The organism is Pseudomonas sp. 313, from assembly GCF_000316965.1.
Taxonomy (GTDB): domain Bacteria; phylum Pseudomonadota; class Gammaproteobacteria; order Pseudomonadales; family Pseudomonadaceae; genus Chryseomonas; species Chryseomonas benzopyrenica.
In genome coordinates, this window is the sequence record NZ_ANBZ01000061.1 from 187,828 (window position 1) to 210,984 (window position 23,157).

Below are 23,157 nucleotides of genomic sequence, written 5' to 3' on the forward strand. Positions count from 1 at the left end.
GCCACTTTTCTTTGGCACGGCCTGTGCTATACCTCAAACAGGCACGTTGGCCTGATCCAACCTCGGAGACTTGGAATGAAAGCTCAGAAAGGCTTTACCTTGATCGAACTCATGATCGTCGTCGCGATCATTGGCATTTTGGCGGCAGTGGCACTGCCGGCATATCAAAACTACGTACGCCGTGCAGCTTATAGTGAAGTAATCTCCGGCATGGAGCCTTTCAAAGTGGGCGTGACTGAGTGTTTCCAAACCACTGGAGCACTGACTAACTGCACATCTGGGAGTAACGGCGTTCCTGCTGATATTAGCGGCAGAACCAATGGGGCACTCGCCGCTATTCAGACGTCAGCTGGTGTTATCACTGCCACACCCCGCGCATTCAAAGGAATTGCTGCGGCAGATACATGCTTACTTACTCCTGTTGCAGCCGCTGGCAGCACCGGCCTGCTGGACTGGACCTATAGTGGCGCCTGCGTTACGAATAACTACATTAGAAACTAAATAACTGAGCAAAGGCGCCGTGAGGCGCCTTTTTTTTATGACCATGGAAAAAGAACAGAAAATTGACTACAGAATAATGGGATGGGCATTTATTGCCTGCATCTTCGTATGCATACCCTTCTTAAAAAATCCGACACTATTCGACGACTTTAACATCATAACGCCGTCAAAGCTTGAAGAGCTGAAAGATATAGGTCTTAGTTTCTCGCCAAGAATTTGGGTTTACCAAACATTCCTGTTGAACCAGACCTTTTTTGGTTCAAACCTAGAAGGCTATAGAATAACAAACCTGATCATTCACCTAGCAAACAGCCTAGCACTTTTCTTCCTCTGTAAAGAAGCCAGAAACCAAACAGCAATTAAAAATTATACTACGCCTAAAAAGCACAACCTCGATGCGGCGCTGGTAGCAGCTCTATTTGCAGTCCATCCAATCGCTATACTGACGCAAGCCTATCTCGTCCAACGCACTGTACTTCTAGCGACATTTTTTGCGCTTTGCTCAACAATTTTTTTCCTCAGAGGCCTGAGAGGAAGCAAATTATCGTTCTATTTGAGCACGTTTTTTTGCCTGATGTCGTTGTATTCAAAGGAAAATGCCATAGCGCTTCCAGGCGTACTGTTCCTTCTTTCAATAGCAGAGGCACGAGCCCAAAATCTCAGAGCAATGGTCTTTTTCAAGACTCAGAAGCACGCATCTTTTTCATTATTCATCTGCTCCTTGATTGCATTCTCTGTAGCCTTAAGACTGAAAGGTCTTATTGGTAGCAACTATGAACCTCTAACCTCTGAGATTATCGAAGACAACACATTACTGGAAGGGAAAAACATCTACCTTCTCAGCGTATTGAATCAGACAAAACTTTTCTTTACGTACTTGGCTTACTGGACGGCACCTCTGCCGGAAAACCTTTCAATAGATATCAGGAAACCTTTTCCGACCCAATTTTTTTCTACCAGCGCCTGGCTACCGGCAATACCATTCTTCCTATATCTATTATTTTTTGCCGCTCAGACTATCAGAGAAAAAATCACTACTCTCCAAGTATTTATCGTAGCACCGGGAGTTCTCTTCCTAACCGAATTCGCCGCCACAAGATTGCAAGAAATTTTCGTACTTTATAGATCTTACCTCTGGATACCTTTTGGCCTTGTCGCCATCAGCTTGATTCTTGAAAAATTGAAATCGGCAAAGCTGAAAATTGCTAGCCTTTTCTTCCTATCCATAGCCTTACTTTACTCGAGCTGCGCGACACTGGTCCCATTAACAAACGCCTATTTGGCCTGGGATGCAGCCCGCAAGATATATGAGAAGAACAGCGGCGAGCCCTTCACCCCAGGAGGGTACCGCATCTATTACAACCTTGGGACAACACTCTACGACCAAAGAAACCTAGAATTAGCGCTAGAGAATTATAACAAATCACTGGAGCTAAATAGCAAATACTCGCACGCCCTTCTAAACAGAGGAGTTATTTACCTGGATACACAAAACTGGGAGCTCGCCTTACATGATTTCGAAAACGCCTATAACTTGAACAAGAGCTCGATAAAACCCCTCATCGGAAAAGCAAAAGCCCTTAATAAACTTGGCAAAAAAATAGAATCTGAAGAAACAGTCAGAGAACTGTGTGCATTATCAAGCGAGAGCACATGTAGAGAGGCAAAGACTTTTGCAACGACCGAATAGACTTTCGATATAAAACCCTGAAGCCGAGGAGTAAAATGAGCAGAGGAGATCTGTTTTTTTCATTAGCCAATCAGATTTGGCGAGTAGCATCTACTCCTTTGACGCTAATTGTATTACCGCTTTTTTTAGAACCAGAATTACAAGGGTATTGGTATACCTTTCTCGGGATTGCGAGTCTCATCGCTCTTGCTGACCTTGGCGCCTCTAATGTTGCTACGCATATGGTGGCTCACGAATCAGTGTGGATATCCATATCTGACAAGAAAGAACCTATAGGCTCGGAAATCCGGATAAACGCTCTTGGCTCGATTTTTCAATCCGTCCATCGCCGAATAGCCAAAAGGGCGGCGGCTATTTTACCTTGCGTATTTATCATCGGATCATATATTTTCTCCACACACTCAAAAGACCTAACATGGCTTACTCCATGGATAATAATTTGCGCCTCATTTGCGATTTCGGTCTTAAATAACTTCCTACTGTGCGTCATAGAGGGCTGTGGGAAAATTGCTAGCAGCCAAAAGATTCGCGCCACGTCTTCCATCGCGGGCTTCATAACGCTGGTTGCTATGCTATTTATCAGCCCAAGCCTCTACTCACTAGCCCTTTCGTCCTTAGCTGGCAGCGTCTTATGCTTAGCAATTGTCTTGAAAAAGTATGGAATTTTTTTCGCAGCCTTACGAAACTCTGCATCGAACAAAGTAGAAGAACAAAACCTCAAAAAACTTCATTCACTACTGAGAAATACGGCTATTAGCTTTTTTGGAGGAACGATTGCATTTCAGACGATAATACCCATTGTATTCTATCTGAAAGGCCCGATCAGTGCCGGCCAAGCAGGCATGAGCCTAGCCATATTTACAACAATACATGCCATGTCATGCATCTGGCTTAATACTTACATACCAAAGTTTTGCGGCATGATTGCAAAAAAACAACCTTCGCGTTGCAAAAAATGGCTTTTCAAAATTCTCCACTCTTACAATCACTAGCTATCTAGCCGGATCAGCCTTATTTTTTTATTCCTGCCAAAAATTGCGGCAGTCACGAGCTTTGAGGAGAGAATTACAAATATAACAAACTTATATCTAATCGCGGCCGGATGGCTTTTTCAGACGATGACTTGGATAATAGCCACTTACACAAGAGCTCAAAAAGAAGAGCCCTTCCACGCAATCTCGGCAATCACTGGAATAGCTTTATTCCTTTCCAACATCCTACTAATAAATAAAATATCATTTGAAAAATTCTTTATAATATTTTTTACTTATTGTATTGTTTCACTCCTATGCTTTACCCTAATGCACAATCAAAAATTCACCTCGACGCATAATCGCCCCTTAGTTTAAGAGGGCAAACCAAACCTGCGTCAAAATTCTTGAATTTAGAATCGTAACTAATGATGTAGACATCACGCGAAACCACCCTATTTTTCTCCATAGGACAAAAATCCTCTAATTGAACTAACTAAACTACAGGTACCGATCACCATCACGGCATCCCCTTCCCTCCAAACGCCCCCACCACCGTCCCCGTACTAAAACTCGCATCCTCCTCCGCCAGCGCCACATAGAGCCCCGCCAACTCCGCCGGCTGCCCTGCCCGACCGAGCGGCGTGTCCTGCCCGAACTCCTTCATCTGCCCTTCCAACTGACCACCCGCCACCTGCAGCGGCGTCCACACCGGACCCGGTGCCACGGCGTTGACGCGGATACCCTTCTTGGCCAGTTGCTTGGCCATGCCCTTGGTGAGATTAAGGATGGCGGCCTTGGTCGCGGCGTAGTCGATCAGTTCTTCGCCGGGATCGTAGGAATTCACCGAGACGGTATTGATGATGCTGGCGCCCGGCGGCAGGTGCGGGATGGCGGCCTTGCTAAAGCGGAAGACGTGATAGACGTTGGTCTTGAAGGTCCGGTCGAATTGCTCGTCGGTGATCTCGAGGATGTCGGCCTTGCTCTGCTGATAGGCGGCATTGTTCACCAGCAGGTCCAGGCCGCCGAGTTGCTGGATGGCCTTGCTCACCACGTCTTCGCAGGCCTCCTGGGTACGAATGTCGGCCGGCAGGGTGATGGCCTTGCGGCCGGCTTCCTGGATCAGCTTGACCACCTCCTGAGCGTCGGACTCTTCGGAAGGATGGTAGTTGATGGCCACATCCGCCCCTTCCCGGGCGAAGGCGATGGCCACGGCGCGACCGATGCCACTGTCGCCGCCGGTGATGAGGGCCTTGCGCCCGGCCAGGCGACCGGAGCCGTGATAGCTGGCCTCGCCATGGTCAGGACGCGGCTCCATTTTGCTGGTGAGCGCCGGCCATTCCTGGCGCTGCTCCTTGAACGGCTCCCTGGTGTACTTAGTGCGGGGATCCTGCAGCGGCTTGCCCGGACGGGTAGTAGCGGCGCCTTCCTGGGCGACGGCAGCGCCTGAAGCAGCAGCGGCGATACCCACAGCGGAGCCGACAAGCACGTTACGACGGGTAAGGGAGTAATCGGTCATCAAGGCTCTCCGCATGGGCAGCTATCTATTGGCAGGATCATGGGGTCGAAGTTGCGGCAAGGCTGGATCCGCGAAGGCTTAGGTATGACGACTCCCGTAAAGGTTTCCCGAATGAATGCCGCCCTGACCGCTGACCTTCGCGCGCAACAATCACGTCAGGCCGAGAAGCATTGACGAATCGCGAAATCAGCGGCGGGCAGCAGTGCGACACATCGCCACAGGGCTTGGCACAGGCACGACGACTAGGCTTGCACAGCAGATGACCGAAGACTTATCATTGAAAGCTTCGTGCCGGTGTAGCTCAGTTGGTAGAGCGGCGCATTCGTAATGCGAAGGTCGTAGGTTCGACTCCTATCTCCGGCACCATCCCTCCGCTTCATCCCTCCTCGCTCTTTTCAAAGCCTTCAAGGCCTTAGCCGCCTTGGATCGCGCCTTTCTGCGCCCCTTTCCGATCTGCGCCCTGCGTGCGAGCCGACCGCAAACGCCGGAGAAAACTGGCGACTCCCTGTCCCTCGACTACTCTTACCCAGCGCATGACAGTGCCTTACCCCGCCTGTTTTCGGCTTTCTCGACGACCGACAACACCTGAACAGCGGCTGACCAAAGGGTCGAATATCCAGCCCCTCTGTGGCACCATACCGCGCTGCGAAATCCCGCAATTTCTGCAATCCATCAGTCTGCCGCACGGATGCCTGTCCGTTGCGGAGCATGAGGCTGGCGACAGGCACGTTGAGAGAATAACCACGATGAGCCGCTCTACTGAGGTCGTGAGATGAAACTAACGAAGTATCTAAAACCAACCGGTTGGCTTCTGGCCGGTGCCGCCGCGCTGCTGCTCAGCGGGTGCGACGCCGTGCTGCTGGATCCGAAAGGCTCCATCGGCGTGCAAGAACGCAACCTCATCTACACAGCGTTCGGCCTCATGCTGATCGTGGTGATCCCGGTCATCGTGATGACCTTCCTGTTCGCCTGGAAGTACCGCGCGACCAACAAGGACGCCAAGTACACCCCGAACTGGGCTCACTCCTACAAGATCGAAGCCGTGGTTTGGCTGGTCCCCCTGGCCATCGTGGTGTTCCTGAGCATCCTGAACTGGAAGACCTCCCACGAGCTGGATCCCTTCAAACCGCTGGACCATCCCGAGCAGCCGCTGGTGATCGAAGCGGTCTCGATGGACTGGAAATGGCTGTTCATCTATCCCGAGCAGGGCATCGCCTCGGTGAACGAGATCGCCATCCCGGTCAATCGTCCGGTGCAGTTCAAGATCACCTCCGAGTCGGTCATGAACACCCTGTCGATCCCGGCCCTGGGCGGCATGATCTACGCCATGTCCGGCATGCAGAGCCAGTTGCACCTGATCGCCGATCATCCCGGCGAATTCGAAGGTCGCTCGGCCAACTACAGCGGCGCCGGCTTCTCCGACATGATCTTCGCCGTACACGCGGTACCCACCGCCGGTGATTTCGACGCCTGGGTCAACAAGGTCAAGCAGTCGGGTGGCAAGACTCTGGACCAGGCGAGCTACACCGAGCTGGCCAAGCCCAGCGAGAAGCAGCCGGTCGCCTACTACTCGACGGTCGAGCCGGATCTGTTCAGAACGGTCATCAAGAAGTTCATGAAGTCCGACTTCAGCAAGCAGACCGATCACGTGATGGACATGAGCCAGCACGGCGGTCAACACGGTACCGAGGAATAAGTCATGTTCGGTAAATTAACTCTCGCGGATATTCCGTATCACGAGCCGATCATTCTCGTGACGTTCGTCGTGGTCGCCCTGGGTGGCCTGGCGCTCATCGGGGCACTCAGCTACTTCGGCAAGTGGGGCTACCTCTGGAAAGAGTGGCTGACCACCGTCGACCACAAGAAGATCGGCGTGATGTACTTCATCGTCGCCCTGATCATGCTGCTCCGTGGCTTCTCCGATGCCATCCTGATGCGTAGCCAGCAGGCCATCGCCTCCGGCGGCGCCGAGGGCTACCTGCCACCTCATCACTACGACCAGATCTTCACCGCCCACGGCGTGATCATGATCTTCTTCGTGGCGATGCCCTTCGTGGCCGGCCTGATGAACGTGGTGACACCGCTGCAGATCGGTGCCCGCGACGTGGCCTTCCCCTTCCTGAACTCGCTGAGCTTCTGGCTGTTCGTGGCCGGCGCCGTGCTGATCATGATGTCGCTGTTCGTGGGCGAGTTCGCCGCGACCGGCTGGGTGGCCTATCCGCCGCTGTCAGGCATCCAGTACAGTCCAGGCGTAGGGATGGACTACTACATCTGGGCGCTTCAGCTCTCCGGTATCGGTACGACCCTGACCGGCGTCAACTTCTTCGTGACCGTGCTGAAGATGCGCACCAAGGGCATGACCCTGATGCGCATGCCGATCTTCACCTGGACCTCCTGGTGTACGGCCATCCTGATCATGGCGGCCTTCCCGATCCTGACCGTGACCCTGGCACTGCTGACCCTGGACCGTTACCTGGGCTTCCACTTCTTCACCGCGGAAGCTGGCGGCAACCAGATGATGTACACCAACCTGATCTGGGCCTGGGGCCACCCCGAGGTATACATCCTGATCCTGCCGGCCTTCGGCGTGTTCTCGGAAGTGACCTCCACCTTCAGCAAGAAGCGTCTGTTCGGCTACGTCTCGATGGTCTGGGCCACGGTAGCTATTACCGTGCTGTCCTTCATCGTCTGGCTGCACCACTTCTTCACCATGGGCTCGGGCGCTAACGTCAACGCCTTCTTCGGCATCGCGACCATGATCATTGCGATCCCGACGGGTGTGAAGATCTTCACCTGGCTGTTCACCATGTACCAGGGTCGCATCCAGTTCACCTCGCCGATGCTCTGGACCCTGGGCTTCATCGTGACCTTCAGCATCGGCGGCATGACCGGCGTCCTGCTGGCGGTACCGGGTGCCGACTTCGTGCTGCACAACAGCCTGTTCCTGATCGCTCACTTCCACAACGTGATCATCGGCGGCGCCGTGTTCGGCTACTTCGCCGGCATGATCTACTGGTTCCCGAAGGTCTTCGGCTTCAAGCTGAACGAGAAGCTGAACAAGCAGGCCTTCTGGTGCTGGCTGATCGGTTTCTATGTCGCCTTCATGCCGCTGTACATGCTGGGCTTCATGGGTATGACCCGTCGTCTGAACCACTACGACAACCCCGACTGGCACCCCTTCCTGGTGACCGCCGCCATCGGCGCCGGCATCATCGCCCTCGGCATCCTGAGCCAGCTGTGGATGTTCTACGTCAGTATCCGCGATCGCAATCTGCCGGAGAACGTGGACGTGACGGGCGATCCGTGGGATGGCCGTACCCTGGAATGGTCGACCTCCTCGCCGCCGCCCTTCTACAACTTCGCCGAAGTACCGGAAGTGCACGACATCGACGCCTACTGGGGCATGAAGGAAAAAGGCATCACCGAGAAGAAGGATGCGGACTATAAGCAGATCCACATGCCGCGCAATACCGCTGCTGGCATCGTGATCAGCCTATTCGCCCTGGCGCTTGGCTTCGCTCTGATCTGGCACATCTGGTGGCTGGCCATCGCTAGCTTCGTGGGTTCGATCGTCGCCTTCGTTATTCGTAGCTACGACGAAGACACCGACTACTACGTACCGGCGGAAGAAGTGGCGCGCATTGAAAACGCACGCATTCAGTCCCTGGCGAAATTGAAGCAGGCCTAACCAATGGCGAATCAAGTTATGCATAACGAAGTCGCCCATGCCGAGGAGCATGGGCACCACGACGCGGGATCCTTGACCACTTTCGGTTTCTGGTCCTACCTGATGACCGACTGCATCCTGTTCGGAACCCTGTTCGCGACCTATGCAGTGCTGAGCAACGCCTATGCGGGCGGCCCGACCCACCACGACATCGTCAATCTGCCGTTCGTGCTGGTCGAGACCTTCCTGCTGCTGTTCTCCAGTATCACCTACGGCTTCGCCATGATTGCCCAGCACAAGGGCAGCAAGAGTGGCGTCCTGGGGTGGCTGGCGGTCACCTGGCTGTTCGGTGCCGGCTTCATCGGCATGGAACTCTATGAGTTCAACCACCTGATCCATGAGGGCTGGGGTCCGGATCGCAGTGCCTTCCTGTCGTCGTTCTTCGCGCTGGTCGGCACCCACGGTCTGCACGTGAGCTCGGGTCTGATCTGGATGATCGTGTTGATGCTGCAGATCTCTTCCAAGGGTCTGACCACCACCAACGTGACCCGCCTGTCGTGCCTGAGCCTGTTCTGGCACTTCCTGGACATCATCTGGATCTTCGTCTTCACCATCGTCTATCTGATGGGGGTTCTGTAATGGCGCACGACCATAACGCCCACGGGCACACCGCCGAGAGCCATGGCACTTTTAAGAGCTACATGGTCGGCTTCATCCTGTCGGTCATCCTGACGGTCATTCCCTTCGGCCTGGTGATGTTCCCCACCTTCTCCAAGGGCGCGACCCTGGCGATCGTGGTGATCATGGCGGTGATACAGCTGCTGGTGCACCTGTACTTCTTCCTGCACCTGAACACCTCCGAAGAGCAGCGTTGGAACGTGATCTCCTTTGGTTTCACCGTGGTCATCGTCGGTATCTTGGTCGTGGGATCCCTGTGGATCATGTACCACATGCACCACAACATGATGATCCACTGAACCGGGCCGACGTGATGATCAAGAAGTACCTTCTCGTGACCAAGCCGGGCATCATCTTCGGCAACCTGATCTCGGTTGCCGGCGGGTTCTTCCTGGCTTCCAAAGGGAGCATCGACCCGCTGTTGCTGCTGGCGACGGCTATCGGGGTGTCGTTGGTCATTGCTTCCGGCTGTGTGTTCAACAACGTGATCGATATGGACATCGATCAGAAGATGGAAAGAACCCGCAATCGTGCCCTGGTACAGGGCACGATCTCCTCGAAGGTGGCGCTGGCCTATGCCACCCTCCTCGGCCTGGCCGGGGTGGGGCTGCTGTACGTGGCGACCAATCTGGTCGCCACCGCCTTCGCGGTGATGGGTTTCGTGGTATACGTGGGGCTTTACAGCCTCTGGCTCAAGCGCACCTCGGTCCACGGTACCCTGGTCGGCAGCCTGTCCGGTGCCGCTCCGCCGGTGATCGGCTACTGCGCCGCCAGCGGCCAGTTCGACAGCGGCGCCGCGGTGCTGCTGCTGATCTTCTGCCTCTGGCAGATGCCACACTCCTACGCTATCGCCATCTTCCGTCTCAAGGACTACACCGCGGCCTCGATTCCGGTGCTGCCAGTGGCCAAGGGTATCTCGGTGACCAAGCGTCACATCGTCTGGTACACCGTAGCCTTCCTGGCCGCCACCCTGCTGTTGACCGTGCTTGGCTATGCCGGCTATGTCTACCTGGCGGTGGCCGCCGTGATCGGTGCCTGGTGGCTGCGCCTGGCCTTCATGGGCTATCAGGCCGAGAACGACGTGCAATGGGCACGCAAGCTGTTCGGGTTCTCCATCATCGCCATCACCGCCCTGAGCGTGATGATGTCGGTGGACTTCCAGATCCCGGGCGACGTGCTGCTGACCTACGCGCGTTGAGACGCACCGTTCCATGAAAAAGCCCGGCCTAGTGCCGGGCTTTTTCATGAGTTCTCGATTCCTAAGGATCGGGATAGTCCTGATTGGTGATGACACGCCAGGTCTGGCGGCGGCTAGGACTTAAATTACCGCCTTTTCCATCTCTGGGCGGCGTATCGCTGCCATAGATCGCGGAATCGGCCAAGGTGCCCTCCATGCTGAAGGTGCCATTGCCATAGACGAAGGGCACGATCCCTCCCAGCAAACCATCCATCTGGAAGCGCCCGTAGACCGTATCCAGTCCAAGGTTGAACAGTCCCTTGTTGCTGCCGCCGGTATAGGGATCCAGGGCATAGAGGTAGGTGGTCACACCAGCGGTACAGGCGTCGGTGCTGGGTATCAAAGAGCTCATCAACAGCGCGCCGCTGAACAGCTGGGGCTTATTGATCACCAACTCGCCGTTCAGCGGCAGATTGAGGTACCAGCCCTGTTTGCCGTTAGCAGCCGTGACAGGGTCATAGTTCACCGCCGTGGTGGAAACGGTGTTCGCGGTGCTGCTGGCACGGGAACCGGCGGAGCTGGTATAGCTGATGCGTTGATCGGTACCCAGGGTCTGCTGCTGGAGATTGGCCGTGGTCAATAGCGGCGTACTGCCCGCTGGCGAACCATCGGTCTGCCGATCCCAGATACCGTAGAGGGTCATGGCCTTGCTGGTATTGGCTATGGCATCGTTGACCTCGAGGTACTTGCCAGTTCCGAACAGCACCAGGTGCCCCGTGCCACTGGGGTGGGTAACCACCAACGGACTGGCGGTGATCGGCTGGACCAGGTTGGTGGTGCCTGGCGCCACGCTGCTGGCCCGAGCGGTGTACAGCGGTCGGCCGCCAAAGGAAACTGCTGATCTATCACTCGAACCAGTTGTGGGTGAAAAGGAGCCGAAAAGATCGAAGCGCCACAAATTACCCTGCAAGTCGCCTGCGTAGGCATAGTCTGCTATCAAGTCGCCATTGACGTCGGCCACGAAGGGCGAACCCAGTCCATTAGGCTGGGTTCCAGAGATCGGTGGAGTGAGCTGCTTGACCGTACCGTCTTCTAGATCGATTACAAGCAAAGCAGCAATATCATCAACGCTGCCTTTGTTCGTACTGTTGTAGCCATTTCCGACAATCACGGCCCAGCGCCCTGACTGCATTCGGGTTATTACAGGACGTGCATAGGTAAAGCCCAGATCGGTATAACCCGTATTAGCCGCCGTCCTTTCCCACAGCAGGGTCGGAGCATCTGGATTGGTAATATCCAGAGCGAAGATACCTCGCCCTCCCCCACGTAGCGTTCCGACCAGAACAGTGCGCCACCTATCTATATAGACGTCGCCTACTACCGGGGTATTGTCAACAAAGGACTGGTGCCCGCCACCGTTGTAACTACGCTCGGTCAGTCGAGTGAGATTGCCGATGACTTCGCTGGGAACAAAAGCATAGACCTCCTGGCCCTGATCATTGAAGGCGTGCAACATGCCATCGTTGGCGCCGACATAGATTCGCCGTTCGCGTAAGACATTAGACTCACGGAAGGTCGTATAAGAGTTATCGCCCACCATCGCGTTCATCAGGGCTATGGGGCTATCAGGTACGTCCACGACAACCGGGGATGAATTCACGATGTCACCAAGGATATGGTTGCGTGGCCGCAAGGAGGGCGTAGCGCTAGGGGCTTCCAGACTGCGATCTCCACGCAGATAGTCCACACGGCGACTGCCGTAGGTATCGGTAGCGCCGCCCGATGTTCGATTGAGGCTGATCTGTTGATCAACGTTCAGATTGGCCCAGGCAAAATCAGTCAGCGTGCCGCCCTTGGCCATATAGATCTTTCGAGCGGCAAAAGCGGTATTGCCCGCGACAAACCGGCTATCGAGCTGCTGAGCCGCACTCCAGATGCGGGTCTTGGTCGTGGCGGTGCGTTGATACTTGATGACATCCCCGCTCCAGTCGGTACTGGAAAAGGAGGGCTCATAGGTATAGAGCGAGGTGGTATCTCCCACCTGGGTCGGGGATAGGGTCTGGCTGGCGCCGACACTGGTGGATTGATTGATCCGGGTGATTACCTTGCCGAGGGAGCTGATGAGATCGCTAGCGTTTTCGGCACTGAAGAACTCACCCCGGGAATTGATCGCCGCGTGCCAGAGATCATAGACGTTGTTCTGATTGACCGAATTGTCCGCGCCGGCCACTGGCCAGGGCGTGGTACCGGCCGCCAACCCGGAATAGCCTCCGGAAAAGGTGTCCCCGCCCCAGGCCGGATTGACCAGGGCGCTGCTCAGTCCGATACCGACATAGAAGCCGGTCAGGTGCTGCCAGGTGGCGGGGTCATTGCGCGGATTCCAATAGGGCGAAAGGGTCCGACTGCCCTGCTTCTCGTCGCTGGTGGTGGTGTTATAGGGAGGCACCTTGTTATCGAGATTGGGCTGGGCATCGGTACGCCAATAGAGAAAGGCAAGATCCGCCAGGGTATTGGCCGTGGTGTCCTGAAACGGCGCCTGTGGAGAATACTGCTGGCCATCCGGCAAGGTAGCAGCGCTACCATCCACGTCGCTCGAAGCGAAAGCCGCATTCCAGATACCATCGGTCACCACTAGGCTGTAGCTGGCCCGACAGCCATAGACCGGCGCTTCGCTGCTGCCAGGCTGGAAGGCATAGGGACTTTCACTGCCTGTGGTCTTGAGCAAATCGCCGACACGGGCGACCGCCTGCAGCAAGGGCGTACTCTGGTTGTAGTAGACGTCGCCCAGCCAGGTGAAAAAGGCGGCCCGGTGCGCCCCGGTGAAGGGCCTCAGCCGGTTGTCATAGGTCGTGGAACTGGAGTTGCTAATGCCGCGGCAGTTGGCATTGGCGGTTACCAGAATGCAGCTGTCACTGGTGCCCAATGCCTGCCAGCCAAGCCGGATATTCTCCGAGGCGTCCGCCAGCGCCAGATTGGTCGACGTCTGCGCAGCCAGCGCGCGGCTACGATAGAAGGAATACCAGTTGGCGAAGTTCTGCCGCTCGTCCGTGCCGTTGGGCCCCGAGGTAGCGCTGACGAATGCCCTTCGATAACAACCGTCGTTGTCCTTGTTGACCGGCACGCACGCATTGAGGCTGGTGTCGTAAAGATAATAGTAGGCCGGTGTACTGGTAACTGTGTTGGCAACCGTTGCGGTAATCGTATAAGAAAGTGAAGAAACGAGGATGCCGCTTAGCGGACCGCCGTAGACGATGTTTCTAGTGCAGGTCACGGCACTGTAAGCAGGATCGGCAATGGTCGCCGAACAGCCTCTGGCGGGTGTCAGAATGCTCTGCAGGATCGAAGGGTCCGTGATATTCACGGAAACGCCATTAATGGTCTCGGTGAAACTGTCGGCGAACAAGATACTAGTCGCCGTCAGATTCGTCCGAACCGAACTGGTACCCCGATAGGTTCCGGCGTTGAAATCTAGACTAGGATTTTCCGCCAGGACGCTGGCACTGTTGTTTTGCAATCCGGGAAGATCATAGGTTGTCCCGCGCGCGACATTGGGATCGGTTGTGACGATGTTCGGGTTGTAACCCCAGCTCACCCGGTAGTCGCTCGCCAGATTCACGCTACCCAAGTTAGGGCGAAAGCCATTGACGTAGGCGCTAGTAAAACTGGTGGCCAGGCGGGTACGAACCAGCCCTCCGGAGTTGCTATAGCTCACGGCATAAGGCGCTGGATAGGTAATGGCCGGGTTGTAATACAGGCTGTTGAAGGCCGCTGATTTGGCGCGCCTTGTAGGCCTGATTTCCTTGGTATTGGACGCATCCGGCACCACCGCCATCTGCATGCTGGTGGAGTTGTCCAGGGTGACGAACAGATTGGGACCGATGCTGTTGGTCAGGAACAGCGGCTGCTGGCTGAGATTCAGCGCCGCGGCTTGAGCGGCTGGCGCAGCGAAGGTCAGGAGCAGGGTCAGCGCCCCAAGGCCTGATACGGCTCGACTCATGGCACCTCCAGGGCGACGACGCTCTGCAGGATCACCGGGAAGCGCCGGCCTCGATCCTGGGCGACGGCGGTGATGCGGAACAGGTTGGTGGCCGGTGCAGACACATCGACCGAGCTACTCCCCATGGCGGTCACCACCCAGCGCGGCGTCTGGCTGAAAGAAGCGCTGCCATCGGAGCCGCGATAGGCGACCGTACGGGTTGTGGGCGCACTTCCAGTCGCCTGCAAGGCGGTGGCCGCCCAGGTCTGGGTCAGGCTACTGGTGCTGAGATCACTGGCCTTGGTCAGGATGCAAAGATCACCGGTCTGTGCCTTGGCGAACGCGCTCCGCACGGCTGGCACGCTTTCCGTGCAGCTGGCAAAACCGGCGCTGAAGGCGGTGAAGGAAGGCTGTTGGCTGAGAGCGACCAAGCGGCGCTCCCCCTCCCGTAGCGCCGCCTCCGCCGCATTGAAGGCCTGGGTGTTTTCCAGCGCCGCGCCACCACTGCGGGCCTGCAGCAAGGTCTGACGCATGCTCGAGGCGGCCAATAGCGAAAGCAGCAGCAACATCACCAGGGCGATCAACAAGGTCGCACCCCGCTGCCCAGGACGGCGGTAGGCTTTCATAGCGCGAGATTCCTCAGCATGACGGTGCTCTGCAGCATCTGCATTGGCCGACTCGCGTCATCGATCTGCCGACCCGTCAGCGTCTTCCAATTAGCGGCAGCGTTACTGGCGACATCGCTCGTGAGTGCCTCGGTGGTGCTGAGCAGCGCCGCATAGCGCACCGCCGCGCTGCTGCCCTTTTGCACATCGGATTTCAACGGGATAGACCAGCGAAAATCTTGCAGCCCCTGCACCAGCACCGCGCTGCCCTTGCGTGTCAGAGCCCCGGACTGCTCGCTCCAAACGGTGCAGCTCAAGGTACCGGCACCGGGTGTCGCGCCGGCGGTATAACGCAGCTTGAGCAGGATATTGCCGCCGACATTGAGATTGACCCGGGGAATGACGTTGCCTAGGCAATCCAGGTCCTTGTTGTCCAGCGCACCTTGATAGCGGATGCAGACGCCGGTAGGCGCGTCGACATTGTCCGTAGTGGCAGCGAAGGTGACGCCCGCGTCAAGGGCGGGACAGCTGACACCATCGTTGTCCGCTACGGCATTGATGGCGGGAAACGCCGACGACAGGGTGCTCTGATTGCGGATGTTGGCGCGGAACCCGGTTCTCGCCAGTTGCCGATCAAGTACCTGCAAGGTCAACTGGGCATTGTTGCGATTGCCGGTCTGGCCTTGCTGAAAGAGAAAACTGCGCTTGTTGTTGATATAGATCTGCGAGACGCCCAGCACCAGGAAGGTACCCACGGTCAGGGCGATCATCATCTCGATGAGTGAAAAACCCTTCTGTCCACGCGACATGATGAGCATGGCCTACAGCTCCGAGCGCAAGGCGTAGTAGCAGACGCCCTTGGGACAATTCAGCGAATCGTTGCTGACGTCCTGCCAGGCCACCACAACCATTACCGGTGCCACCGCCGTGGTCTCGCAGGCCTTGAGTGGCGTGGTGTTGCCGGAGGTATCGCTGGCGGGCAACGGCGGTACGCCGGATGCCGGACAGACCGCGAAACTGCTGGCGATCAAGGCATCCGTCACCGGCAGCAAGGCCTTCACCTGATTCAACCAGCACCCCAGATCCTGCCCTGCTACCGTGTCACCTCCCGCAGAGCGATCCCGGTTCAGGCAGGTCTTGCCGGCATCGAGCGCCCTGGTGCGAAAATTGGTCCCCGGTTGCTTGATATAGGCGCCGTCGATCTTGACCTTGTCACTGGCCACCACCTGATCGCGATTGCTGCGCATCAGTTCGAGCAGGTCATTGGCCAGAACCATCGCATTGCTGCGCTGCACCGAGTCCTGGGACAGCGCCACGCTGCGCGTTTGCAAGGCCACCATGCCCAGCACACCGATGCAGATGATCACCAAGCTGACCAGCACCTCGATCATGCTGAACCCACCCTGCTGTGGCTTCATTTAGCTGCACCCCACAGCGCTTGGGCGGGTAGGCACGTAGTCGGCCACGCTCAGCACGCCCCCCTGGCTGAGCGTGAATTGCTTACCCTGGGCAAGGGCATTGGTGGCGCAGACGCGAATGGTGGCCTCGCCAGTCAATTTCAAACTGCCGTTGGGCTGGAACGTCAGACTGGCGAGCGGAGTGCCGCCCACGGCTCCGGTCCCATTGACGCCATTGCCCAGCCCACCACTGTATTGCCGCAGTACCTCGGCTGTCGGCAGTACCACCGTACTGACGGTACTGATCCTCAGCGCGCCCATCCAGCCGTTGGCGTCCACAGGATCGGTCGTGACGACGACATTCACGCCGCGACTCATGGCTTCACTGCGCGCGTAATAGAGCGCGCGCTGTAATTCTCCCGCTGCCGCCTGGACGCGGTTGCTCTGAACCAGACCGGCGAAGCCCGGCGCCGCCAGTGCCGTGACGATGCCCAGCAGCGCCACGACGATCAAGACCTCGATAAGCGTGAAGCCCGAGAGGCGTTTCGACTGCATTCCCGCCGCCTGAAAACCCGTTACTTCACCTGATAGTAGTAAGGCCTCAGACGGTCGCTATGACCGGCTATCGCCTTGATAGGCGCGGGACGCAGCCTGGATGACGGCGTTTGCCAGAGATGAGCGGAATAGAGCGCGACGTGATGGAAGCGAGGCAGGCCAACCTAGGCGCGACTTTTTCACGGTACCCCTGTGGAAGCAGAAGGATGTCGAGCGCGCGCCTTGTCTGGCGTACTAGCGGGATCAGCCCCTTGCCAGCACAAATTGGATCTCGAAGGAAAAAGTAATGCACCAAAACGCAAAAACCCTCCTTGCGGAGGGTTCCTGGTAAATGGTGGGTCGTGCAGGATTCGAACCTGCGACCAATTGGTTAAAAGCCAACTGCTCTACCAACTGAGCTAACGACCCAAATATGGTCGGGGTAGGGGGATTCGAACTCCCGACATCCTGCTCCCAAAGCAGGCGCGCTACCGGGCTGCGCTATACCCCGAGAATGGAAGTGGCTCCGCGACCTGGACTCGAACCAGGGACCCAATGATTAACAGTCATTTGCTCTACCGACTGAGCTATCGCGGAATTTCGATCTTCCAACCCCTCTTACGTCAGTGCCTTTCGAGCTTTGCCGTAAGTGAGGTGCGCCATTTTACGGAAGTAGAAACAGACGTCAACACCTAGCCTGCTGTTTTTTCACAAATTTATGCGGAAAGCCGGGCAACCCTGAGGTCACCCGGTCTTTTCCTAGGCGAAGACGATCTCGTCGCCCTCTACGCTGCCGTGGATCCGCGCGTTTGGCGCGAAGGCACCCGACAGGATGCGCTGCGCCAGGGGGTTCTCGATCCAGCGTTGGATGGCCCGCTTGAGCGGACGCGCACCATAGACCGGGTCGTAGCCCACGGCGACCAGCTTGTCCAAGGACTCCGGCGTCAGCTCGAGTTGCAGATCGCGCTCGGCCAGGCGCTGCCGCAGGTGCTGCAGCTGGATCTCGGCGATACCCGCGATCTGTTCGCGACCCAGGGGCTCAAACACCACCACCTCATCGATCCGGTTGATGAACTCGGGGCGGAAATGACCGGCCACCGCATCCATCACCGCGGCGCGTTGGCCATCGGGATCGCCCACCAGCTCCTGGATCTGTGCCGAGCCTAGGTTCGAGGTCATGACAATCACCGCATTGCGGAAGTCCACGGTACGCCCCTGGCTGTCGGTCAGGCGACCGTCATCCAGCACCTGCAGGAGGATGTTGAAGACATCCGGATGCGCCTTTTCCACCTCGTCCAGCAGGACCACCGAGTAAGGCTTGCGCCGCACGGCCTCGGTCAGATAGCCGCCCTCCTCGTAACCGACGTAGCCGGGCGGTGCACCGATCAGGCGCGCCACGGAGTGCTTCTCCATGAATTCGGACATGTCGATACGCACCATGGCGTCCTCGGTATCGAAGAGGAATTCCGCCAGCGACTTGCACAGCTCGGTCTTACCGACCCCGGTCGGGCCGAGGAAGAGGAAGGACCCGCTGGGCTTGTTGGGGTCCGACAACCCGGCCCGCGAGCGGCGCACGGCATTGGCCACGGCCGTGACCGCCTCGTCCTGACCGATCACCCGGTTGTGCAGGGCCTCTTCCATGCGCAAGAGCTTGTCGCGCTCGCCTTCGAGCATCTTGCTGACCGGAATGCCGGTCCACTTGGAAACCACCTCGGCGATCTCGTCTTCGGTGACCTTGTTGCGCAGGAGCTGGTTGGCCGGCTTCTCGTGCTGGTCGACCATCTGCAGACTGCGCTCCAGATCGGGAATGGTGCCGTACTGCAGCTCGGCCATGCGATTGAGGTCACCCTTGCGGCGAGCGGCCTCCAGTTCGGTGCGGGCCTGCTCGATGCGCTGCTGCAACTGGGCGGAATCCTGGACCTCGGCCTTCTCGGCCTTCCAGATTTCCTCCAGATCGGCGTACTCCTGTTCGAGCCGGGCGATGTCCTCGTCGAGTTTTTCCAGCCGCTTGCGCGCCGCCTCGTCTTCTTCCTTCTTCAGCGCCTGGCGTTCCACCTTGAGCTGGATCAACCGGCGATCCAGGCGATCCAGGGCCTCGGGTTTGGAGTCGATCTCCATGCGGATGCGGCTGGCCGCCTCGTCGATCAGGTCGATGGCCTTGTCCGGCAACTGGCGATCGGTGATGTAGCGATGGGACAGCTTGGCCGCGGCGATGATGGCGCCGTCGGTGATGGCTACCTTGTGGTGCACCTCGTAGCGCTCCTTGAGGCCACGCAGGATGGCGATGGTGTCCTCTTCGCTCGGCTCGTCCACCAGCACCTTCTGGAAGCGCCGCTCCAGGGCCGCGTCCTTTTCGATGAACTGGCGGTACTCGTCGAGAGTGGTGGCGCCCACACAATGCAGCTCGCCGCGGGCCAGGGCTGGCTTGAGCATGTTGCCGGCATCCATGGCGCCTTCGGCCTTGCCGGCGCCGACCATGGTGTGCAGCTCGTCGATGAACAGGATGATGCGGCCTTCCTGTTTGCTCAGTTCGTTGAGCACACCTTTAAGGCGCTCCTCGAATTCACCGCGGAACTTAGCGCCGGCGATCAGGGCGCCCATGTCCAGAGCGAGCAGGCGCTTGTCCTTGAGGCCGTCGGGCACCTCGCCGTTGATGATGCGCTGGGCCAGGCCTTCGGCGATGGCGGTCTTGCCGACGCCGGGTTCGCCGATCAGCACCGGGTTGTTCTTGGTCCGCCGTTGCAGGACCTGGATGGTGCGGCGGATCTCGTCGTCCCGGCCGATCACCGGGTCGAGCTTGCCGTCTTCGGCGCGCTTGGTGAGATCGACGGTGAACTTGTCCAGCGCCTTGCGGCTGTCTTCGGCATTGGGGTCATTGACCGCTTCGCCGCCGCGCAGATTGTTGATGGCGTTCTCCAGCGCCTTGCGCGAAACGCCCTGCCCCAGCAGCAATTTGCCGAGGCGGGTGTTCTCGTCCATGGCGGCGAGCAGGACCAGCTCGCTGGAGATGAACTGGTCACCCTTCTGCTGGGCCAGGCGATCGGCCTGGTTGAGCAGGCGCGCCAGGTCCTGGGACAGGTTCACGTCGCCGGTGGGATTCTGGATCTTGGGTAGCTTGTCCAGCTCTTCGCCGAGAGTCTTGCGCAGGCTGGCAAGGTCGAAGCCGACCTGGCGCAGCAGCGGGGAAATGGAGCCACCCTGCTGGTCGAGCAAGGCGGAAAACAGGTGCAGCGGCTCGATGGCCGGATGGTCGTGGCCGACGGCCAGGGATTGGGCATCCGCCAGGGCGAGCTGCAGTTTGCTGGTGAAACGGTCTATACGCATGGGCAAGGTCCTTATCTGAAACGCGGGATGGCGCAGCAGAAGGCGCTTTCAATTACCCGCGGGAATGACCTTTAGATAGGGGCGATGCGTAACGATTCAAGCCAGGAAGGCTTGACATCCCAAAAAAATGCCTAGGGCTTGATCCAGATCAGGCTGGCGAAGCGACCGGTGCGAGAGGCGCGCCGGTAGGAGAAAAAGCGCTGGTGATCGACAAAGGTATCGAAGCCACCCCCATAGACCGCCGTGATGCCCTGGGCGGCGAGACGCAGACGGGCCAGAGCATAGAGATCGCCCAGGTACTTGTCCCCGCCCTTGGCCACGAAGCACTGCCCGGCGTCACCGTGCTGGGCAAGGAAAGCCTCACGCACCTCGACACCCACCTCGAAGCTGGCTGGGCCAATGGCCGGCCCCAGCCAGACCAGCACCTCGGCGGGCGGCACGGCCAGACTGGCGGCAGCCGCTTCCAGCACCCCACCGGCCAGACCGCGCCAGCCGGCGTGGGCCGCCGCGACGCGGGAACCGTCCCGCCGGCAGAACAGCGCCGGCAGGCAGTCGGCGGTCATCATGGTCACGGCGATACCAGGCGTAGCACTCCAGGCCGCATCGGCACGCAGCACCTGGGTCGGGTCGGCTTCGACCACCGCGGTGCCATGAACCTGTTCGAGCCAGGCCGGCTGGCACCCCAGGGCCTCGCCCAGCCGTCGACGGTTCTCGGCGACCGCCGCCGGATCGTCACCGACGTGATTACCGAGGTTGAAGCTGGCGAAAGGCGGCTGACTGACACCACCCAAACGGGTGGTGACGCAGGCCTGGACGCCGACCGGCGCCGGCCAGTCCGGCCGCAGCCAGTCGGCGCCTGTCACTCGAAGGACTCCCGGTCCTGACGCAGCAGATCCAGCAGCCAGACTAGGTCTTCCGGCAGCGGCGACTCCCAGCGCAGCCGTTCACCGGTCACTGGATGGTCCAGTTCGAGGAAGCGCGCGTGCAGCGCCTGGCGCGGAAATTCGCGCAGGGTCTTGATCAAGGTCGGGTTGGTCGCTGGCGGAATCTTGAAGCGACCGCCATAGACCGGATCGCCGACCAGCGGGAAACCGACGTGGGTCATGTGCACGCGGATCTGGTGGGTACGGCCGGTCTCCAGCTTGACCCGAGTATGGGTATAGGCACGGAAGCGCTCCAGCACCCGGTAGTGACTGACAGCGGGCTTGCCGCCGGCGATCACCGCCATCTGCTGGCGACGCTGGGAATGACGCCCGATGGGCGCATTGACCGTGCCGCCGGCAACGATCACCCCGGCAACGACGGCTTCGTAGATGCGGCTCACCGAGCGTGCCTGCAACTGGGCGACCAGATGGGTATGGGCCTCCAGCGTCTTGGCTACCACCATGAGCCCGGTGGTGTCCTTGTCCAGGCGATGGACGATGCCGGCGCGCGGCACGCTTTCCAGTCCCGGTACATGGTGCAGCAAGGCATTGAGCAGGGTGCCGTCGGCATGGCCGGCGGCCGGATGCACCACCAGCCCGGCCGGCTTGTCGAGCACCAGCAGGTGATCGTCTTCGTAGACGATGTCCAGCTCGATGTCCTGGGCCACCCACTCGCCCTGGGCCTCGCGCTCGGCACGCAGCGCCAGCTGGGCGCCGCCATGGACGGAGTCACGCGGACGCAGCACGGCGCCGTCGACGGTCAGGCTACCGTCCTTGATCCAGGCGGCGAGACGCGAGCGGGAATGTTCGGCGAACAGCTGGGCAGCGACCTGATCGAGGCGCTGGCCACCGAGTTCGTAGGGGACTTCGGCATTGAGAACGATGGATTCGGACATGGATCTGCGCGGGCAATGGCGGGGCTTTTGGAATCGGCCCGACCCTGTGGTTAAATACGGCGACTTTTTTGCCCCGGCATTCCGGGTCGATCATCATAACAGGACGGTTCCGGCCCCGTCACAGGCTAGGTGAGCGCTCTCCGCGCTCATCCCTGCACCGCCGACCGTTTCGGGGAATCCAAGCCGCCATGCAATTGAAGCACCTGCTGCTGGTCACCAGCCTAGTCCTCACCGCCGCCTGCTCCTCGAAAGCGCCCGAGGTTCCGGAAAATCTGCCGGAAGGCGAGCTCTATACCCAGGCTCAGCGCGATATCTCCAACAGCAGCTACACGGACGCCATCAGCAAGCTGAAGGCCCTGGAGTCGCGGTATCCTTTCGGCCGCTATGCCGAACAGGCCCAGCTGGAGCTGATCTACGCCAACTACAAGAATGGCGAGCCCGAGGCGGCGCGTACGGCGGCGGATCGCTTCATCCGCCTGCATCCGCAGCACCCCAATGTCGACTACGCCTACTACATGAAGGGCGTGTCCTCCTTCGAACAGGACCGCGGCCTGCTGGCGCGCTTCCTGCCGCTGGACATGACCAAGCGTGACCCGGGCGCGGCGCGCGATTCCTTCAACGACTTCGCCCAGTTCACCAGCCGCTTCCCCAACAGCCGCTACGCCCCGGACGCCAAGGCGCGCATGGTCTACCTGCGCAACCTGCTGGCGGCCTACGACGTCCACGTCGGCCACTACTACCTGACCCGCAAGGCCTATGTGGCCGCCGCCAACCGCGGTCGCTACGTGGTCGAGAACTTCCAGGGCACCCCGTCCGTGGGTGACGGCCTGGCGATCATGACCGAGGCCTACAAGCACCTGGGTCTCAACGACCTGGCGGCCACCAGCCTGGAAACCCTCAAGCTCAACTACCCGGACAATGTCAGCCTCAAGGATGGCGAATTCCAGCTGCGCGAGCCGGACGACAAGGATCAGCAGCGCTCCTGGCTGACCCGCGCGACCCTGGGCCTGATCGATCGCCCGAGCGATCCGCTGCCGCCCGGCGAGACCCGCGCCAGCCAGGACATCCAGCGCAAGTACCAAGAAGAGCGTGACAACCTGGCGCCCGAGCTGCGCATCGTCGACCCGGCCGAAGCCGAGAAGGCCGGCGGCGCGACCCCGGCTCCGGCCAAGCGCTCCTGGTTCAGCCGCCTGACCCTTGGTCTGTTCGACTGATCCGGCAGCAGATGTGCAAAGGGGAAGCCACTGGCTTCCCCTTTTTATTGCGTCAGCTTCTGATCGTGAAGACTGACGCCGGATC

General features: G+C 58.6%; 18 protein-coding genes and 4 tRNA genes. 10 read left to right on the top strand and 12 right to left on the bottom strand.

The genetic code is table 11. The features are described from left to right. Positions 1-75: 75 nt before the first annotated feature. The 3 genes from C722_RS25795 to C722_RS26220 are packed head-to-tail and all read left to right on the top strand — an operon-like array spanning position 76 to position 3,183. The gene (locus C722_RS25795) at positions 76-501 is read left to right on the top strand and encodes a prepilin-type N-terminal cleavage/methylation domain-containing protein (RefSeq protein WP_026083815.1); all 426 of its coding nucleotides are present in this window, start codon (positions 76-78) and stop codon (positions 499-501) included. A gap of 37 nt (positions 502-538) precedes the next feature. Beyond that, positions 539-2,191 (top strand): tetratricopeptide repeat protein, encoded by a 1,653-nt coding sequence (locus tag C722_RS25800; RefSeq protein ID WP_081594583.1) that lies wholly within the window; start codon positions 539-541, stop codon positions 2,189-2,191. 35 nt (positions 2,192-2,226) lie between these two features. Then, positions 2,227-3,183 (top strand): hypothetical protein, encoded by a 957-nt coding sequence (locus C722_RS26220; RefSeq protein WP_157225830.1) that lies wholly within the window; start codon positions 2,227-2,229, stop codon positions 3,181-3,183. A gap of 499 nt (positions 3,184-3,682) precedes the next feature. On the opposite strand, the gene C722_RS0112505 is transcribed toward C722_RS26220, so the two are convergent. Next, a complete protein-coding gene (locus tag C722_RS0112505) occupies positions 3,683-4,681 on the bottom strand; it encodes an SDR family oxidoreductase (protein WP_017640823.1) in 999 nt (332 codons plus the stop codon). A gap of 290 nt (positions 4,682-4,971) precedes the next feature. On the opposite strand from C722_RS0112505, the gene C722_RS0112510 reads away from it, so the two are divergent. From C722_RS0112510 to cyoE, 6 genes are all read left to right on the top strand, one after another. Beyond that, a tRNA-Thr gene (locus C722_RS0112510) sits at positions 4,972-5,047 on the top strand. Between the two features lie 406 nt (positions 5,048-5,453). Next, positions 5,454-6,377 carry a ubiquinol oxidase subunit II gene (cyoA, locus tag C722_RS0112515; protein ID WP_017640824.1) on the top strand — a complete coding sequence of 308 codons (924 nt, stop codon included), beginning with the start codon at positions 5,454-5,456 and terminating at the stop codon, positions 6,375-6,377. Between the two features lie 3 nt (positions 6,378-6,380). Continuing rightward, positions 6,381-8,369: a cytochrome o ubiquinol oxidase subunit I gene (cyoB, locus tag C722_RS0112520; protein WP_017640825.1), complete on the top strand. Its 1,989-nt coding sequence runs from the start codon at positions 6,381-6,383 to the stop codon at positions 8,367-8,369. Positions 8,370-8,372: 3 nt separating this feature from the next. Further along, positions 8,373-8,987, top strand: coding sequence for a cytochrome o ubiquinol oxidase subunit III (locus tag C722_RS0112525; protein ID WP_026083816.1), 615 nt, complete (start codon positions 8,373-8,375; stop codon positions 8,985-8,987). Next, the gene (cyoD, locus tag C722_RS0112530) at positions 8,987-9,325 is read left to right on the top strand and encodes a cytochrome o ubiquinol oxidase subunit IV (RefSeq protein ID WP_026083817.1); all 339 of its coding nucleotides are present in this window, start codon (positions 8,987-8,989) and stop codon (positions 9,323-9,325) included. Before C722_RS0112525 ends, cyoD begins: the two co-directional genes overlap by 1 nt. An 11-nt stretch (positions 9,326-9,336) precedes the next feature. Continuing rightward, positions 9,337-10,224 (top strand): heme o synthase, encoded by an 888-nt coding sequence (gene cyoE, locus C722_RS0112535; protein ID WP_201785582.1) that lies wholly within the window; start codon positions 9,337-9,339, stop codon positions 10,222-10,224. A 61-nt stretch (positions 10,225-10,285) separates the two neighbouring features. Here the strand turns inward: cyoE and C722_RS26440 are convergent, their stop codons facing one another. From C722_RS26440 to rluD, 11 genes are all read right to left on the bottom strand, one after another. Beyond that, a complete protein-coding gene (locus tag C722_RS26440; protein ID WP_017640829.1) occupies positions 10,286-14,200 on the bottom strand; it encodes a pilus assembly protein in 3,915 nt (1,304 codons plus the stop codon). Further along, positions 14,197-14,805 carry a PilX N-terminal domain-containing pilus assembly protein gene (locus C722_RS0112545; RefSeq protein WP_017640830.1) on the bottom strand — a complete coding sequence of 203 codons (609 nt, stop codon included), beginning with the start codon at positions 14,803-14,805 and terminating at the stop codon, positions 14,197-14,199. The genes C722_RS26440 and C722_RS0112545 overlap by 4 nt, the downstream gene beginning before the upstream one ends. Further along, on the bottom strand, positions 14,802-15,602 hold the full coding sequence (locus C722_RS0112550; RefSeq protein WP_017640831.1) for a PilW family protein: 801 nt from the start codon (positions 15,600-15,602) through the stop codon (positions 14,802-14,804). Before C722_RS0112550 ends, C722_RS0112545 begins: the two co-directional genes overlap by 4 nt. 3 nt (positions 15,603-15,605) lie before the next feature. Beyond that, positions 15,606-16,202, bottom strand: coding sequence for a type IV pilus modification protein PilV (gene pilV / locus C722_RS0112555; protein WP_017640832.1), 597 nt, complete (start codon positions 16,200-16,202; stop codon positions 15,606-15,608). Continuing rightward, positions 16,203-16,736, bottom strand: coding sequence for a GspH/FimT family pseudopilin (locus tag C722_RS0112560; RefSeq protein ID WP_017640833.1), 534 nt, complete (start codon positions 16,734-16,736; stop codon positions 16,203-16,205). A 332-nt stretch (positions 16,737-17,068) separates the two neighbouring features. Then, a tRNA-Lys gene (locus C722_RS0112565) sits at positions 17,069-17,144 on the bottom strand. Positions 17,145-17,149: 5 nt separating this feature from the next. Continuing rightward, positions 17,150-17,226, bottom strand: a tRNA-Pro gene (locus tag C722_RS0112570). A 10-nt stretch (positions 17,227-17,236) separates the two neighbouring features. Continuing rightward, positions 17,237-17,312 (bottom strand) — tRNA-Asn (locus C722_RS0112575). Between the two features lie 162 nt (positions 17,313-17,474). After that, positions 17,475-20,039, bottom strand: coding sequence for an ATP-dependent chaperone ClpB (gene clpB, locus C722_RS0112580; RefSeq protein ID WP_017640834.1), 2,565 nt, complete (start codon positions 20,037-20,039; stop codon positions 17,475-17,477). A 131-nt stretch (positions 20,040-20,170) separates the two neighbouring features. Next, positions 20,171-20,902 carry a peptidoglycan editing factor PgeF gene (gene pgeF, locus C722_RS0112585; RefSeq protein ID WP_017640835.1) on the bottom strand — a complete coding sequence of 244 codons (732 nt, stop codon included), beginning with the start codon at positions 20,900-20,902 and terminating at the stop codon, positions 20,171-20,173. Beyond that, entirely contained in the window at positions 20,899-21,858 is a 960-nt protein-coding gene (gene rluD / locus C722_RS0112590) for a 23S rRNA pseudouridine(1911/1915/1917) synthase RluD (protein WP_017640836.1), read from the bottom strand. The genes pgeF and rluD overlap by 4 nt, the downstream gene beginning before the upstream one ends. 188 nt (positions 21,859-22,046) lie before the next feature. Here rluD and C722_RS0112595 point away from each other — a divergent pair, with 188 nt between their 5' ends. Then, positions 22,047-23,072 (top strand): outer membrane protein assembly factor BamD, encoded by a 1,026-nt coding sequence (locus C722_RS0112595; protein ID WP_017640837.1) that lies wholly within the window; start codon positions 22,047-22,049, stop codon positions 23,070-23,072. Positions 23,073-23,157 lie beyond the last annotated feature (85 nt).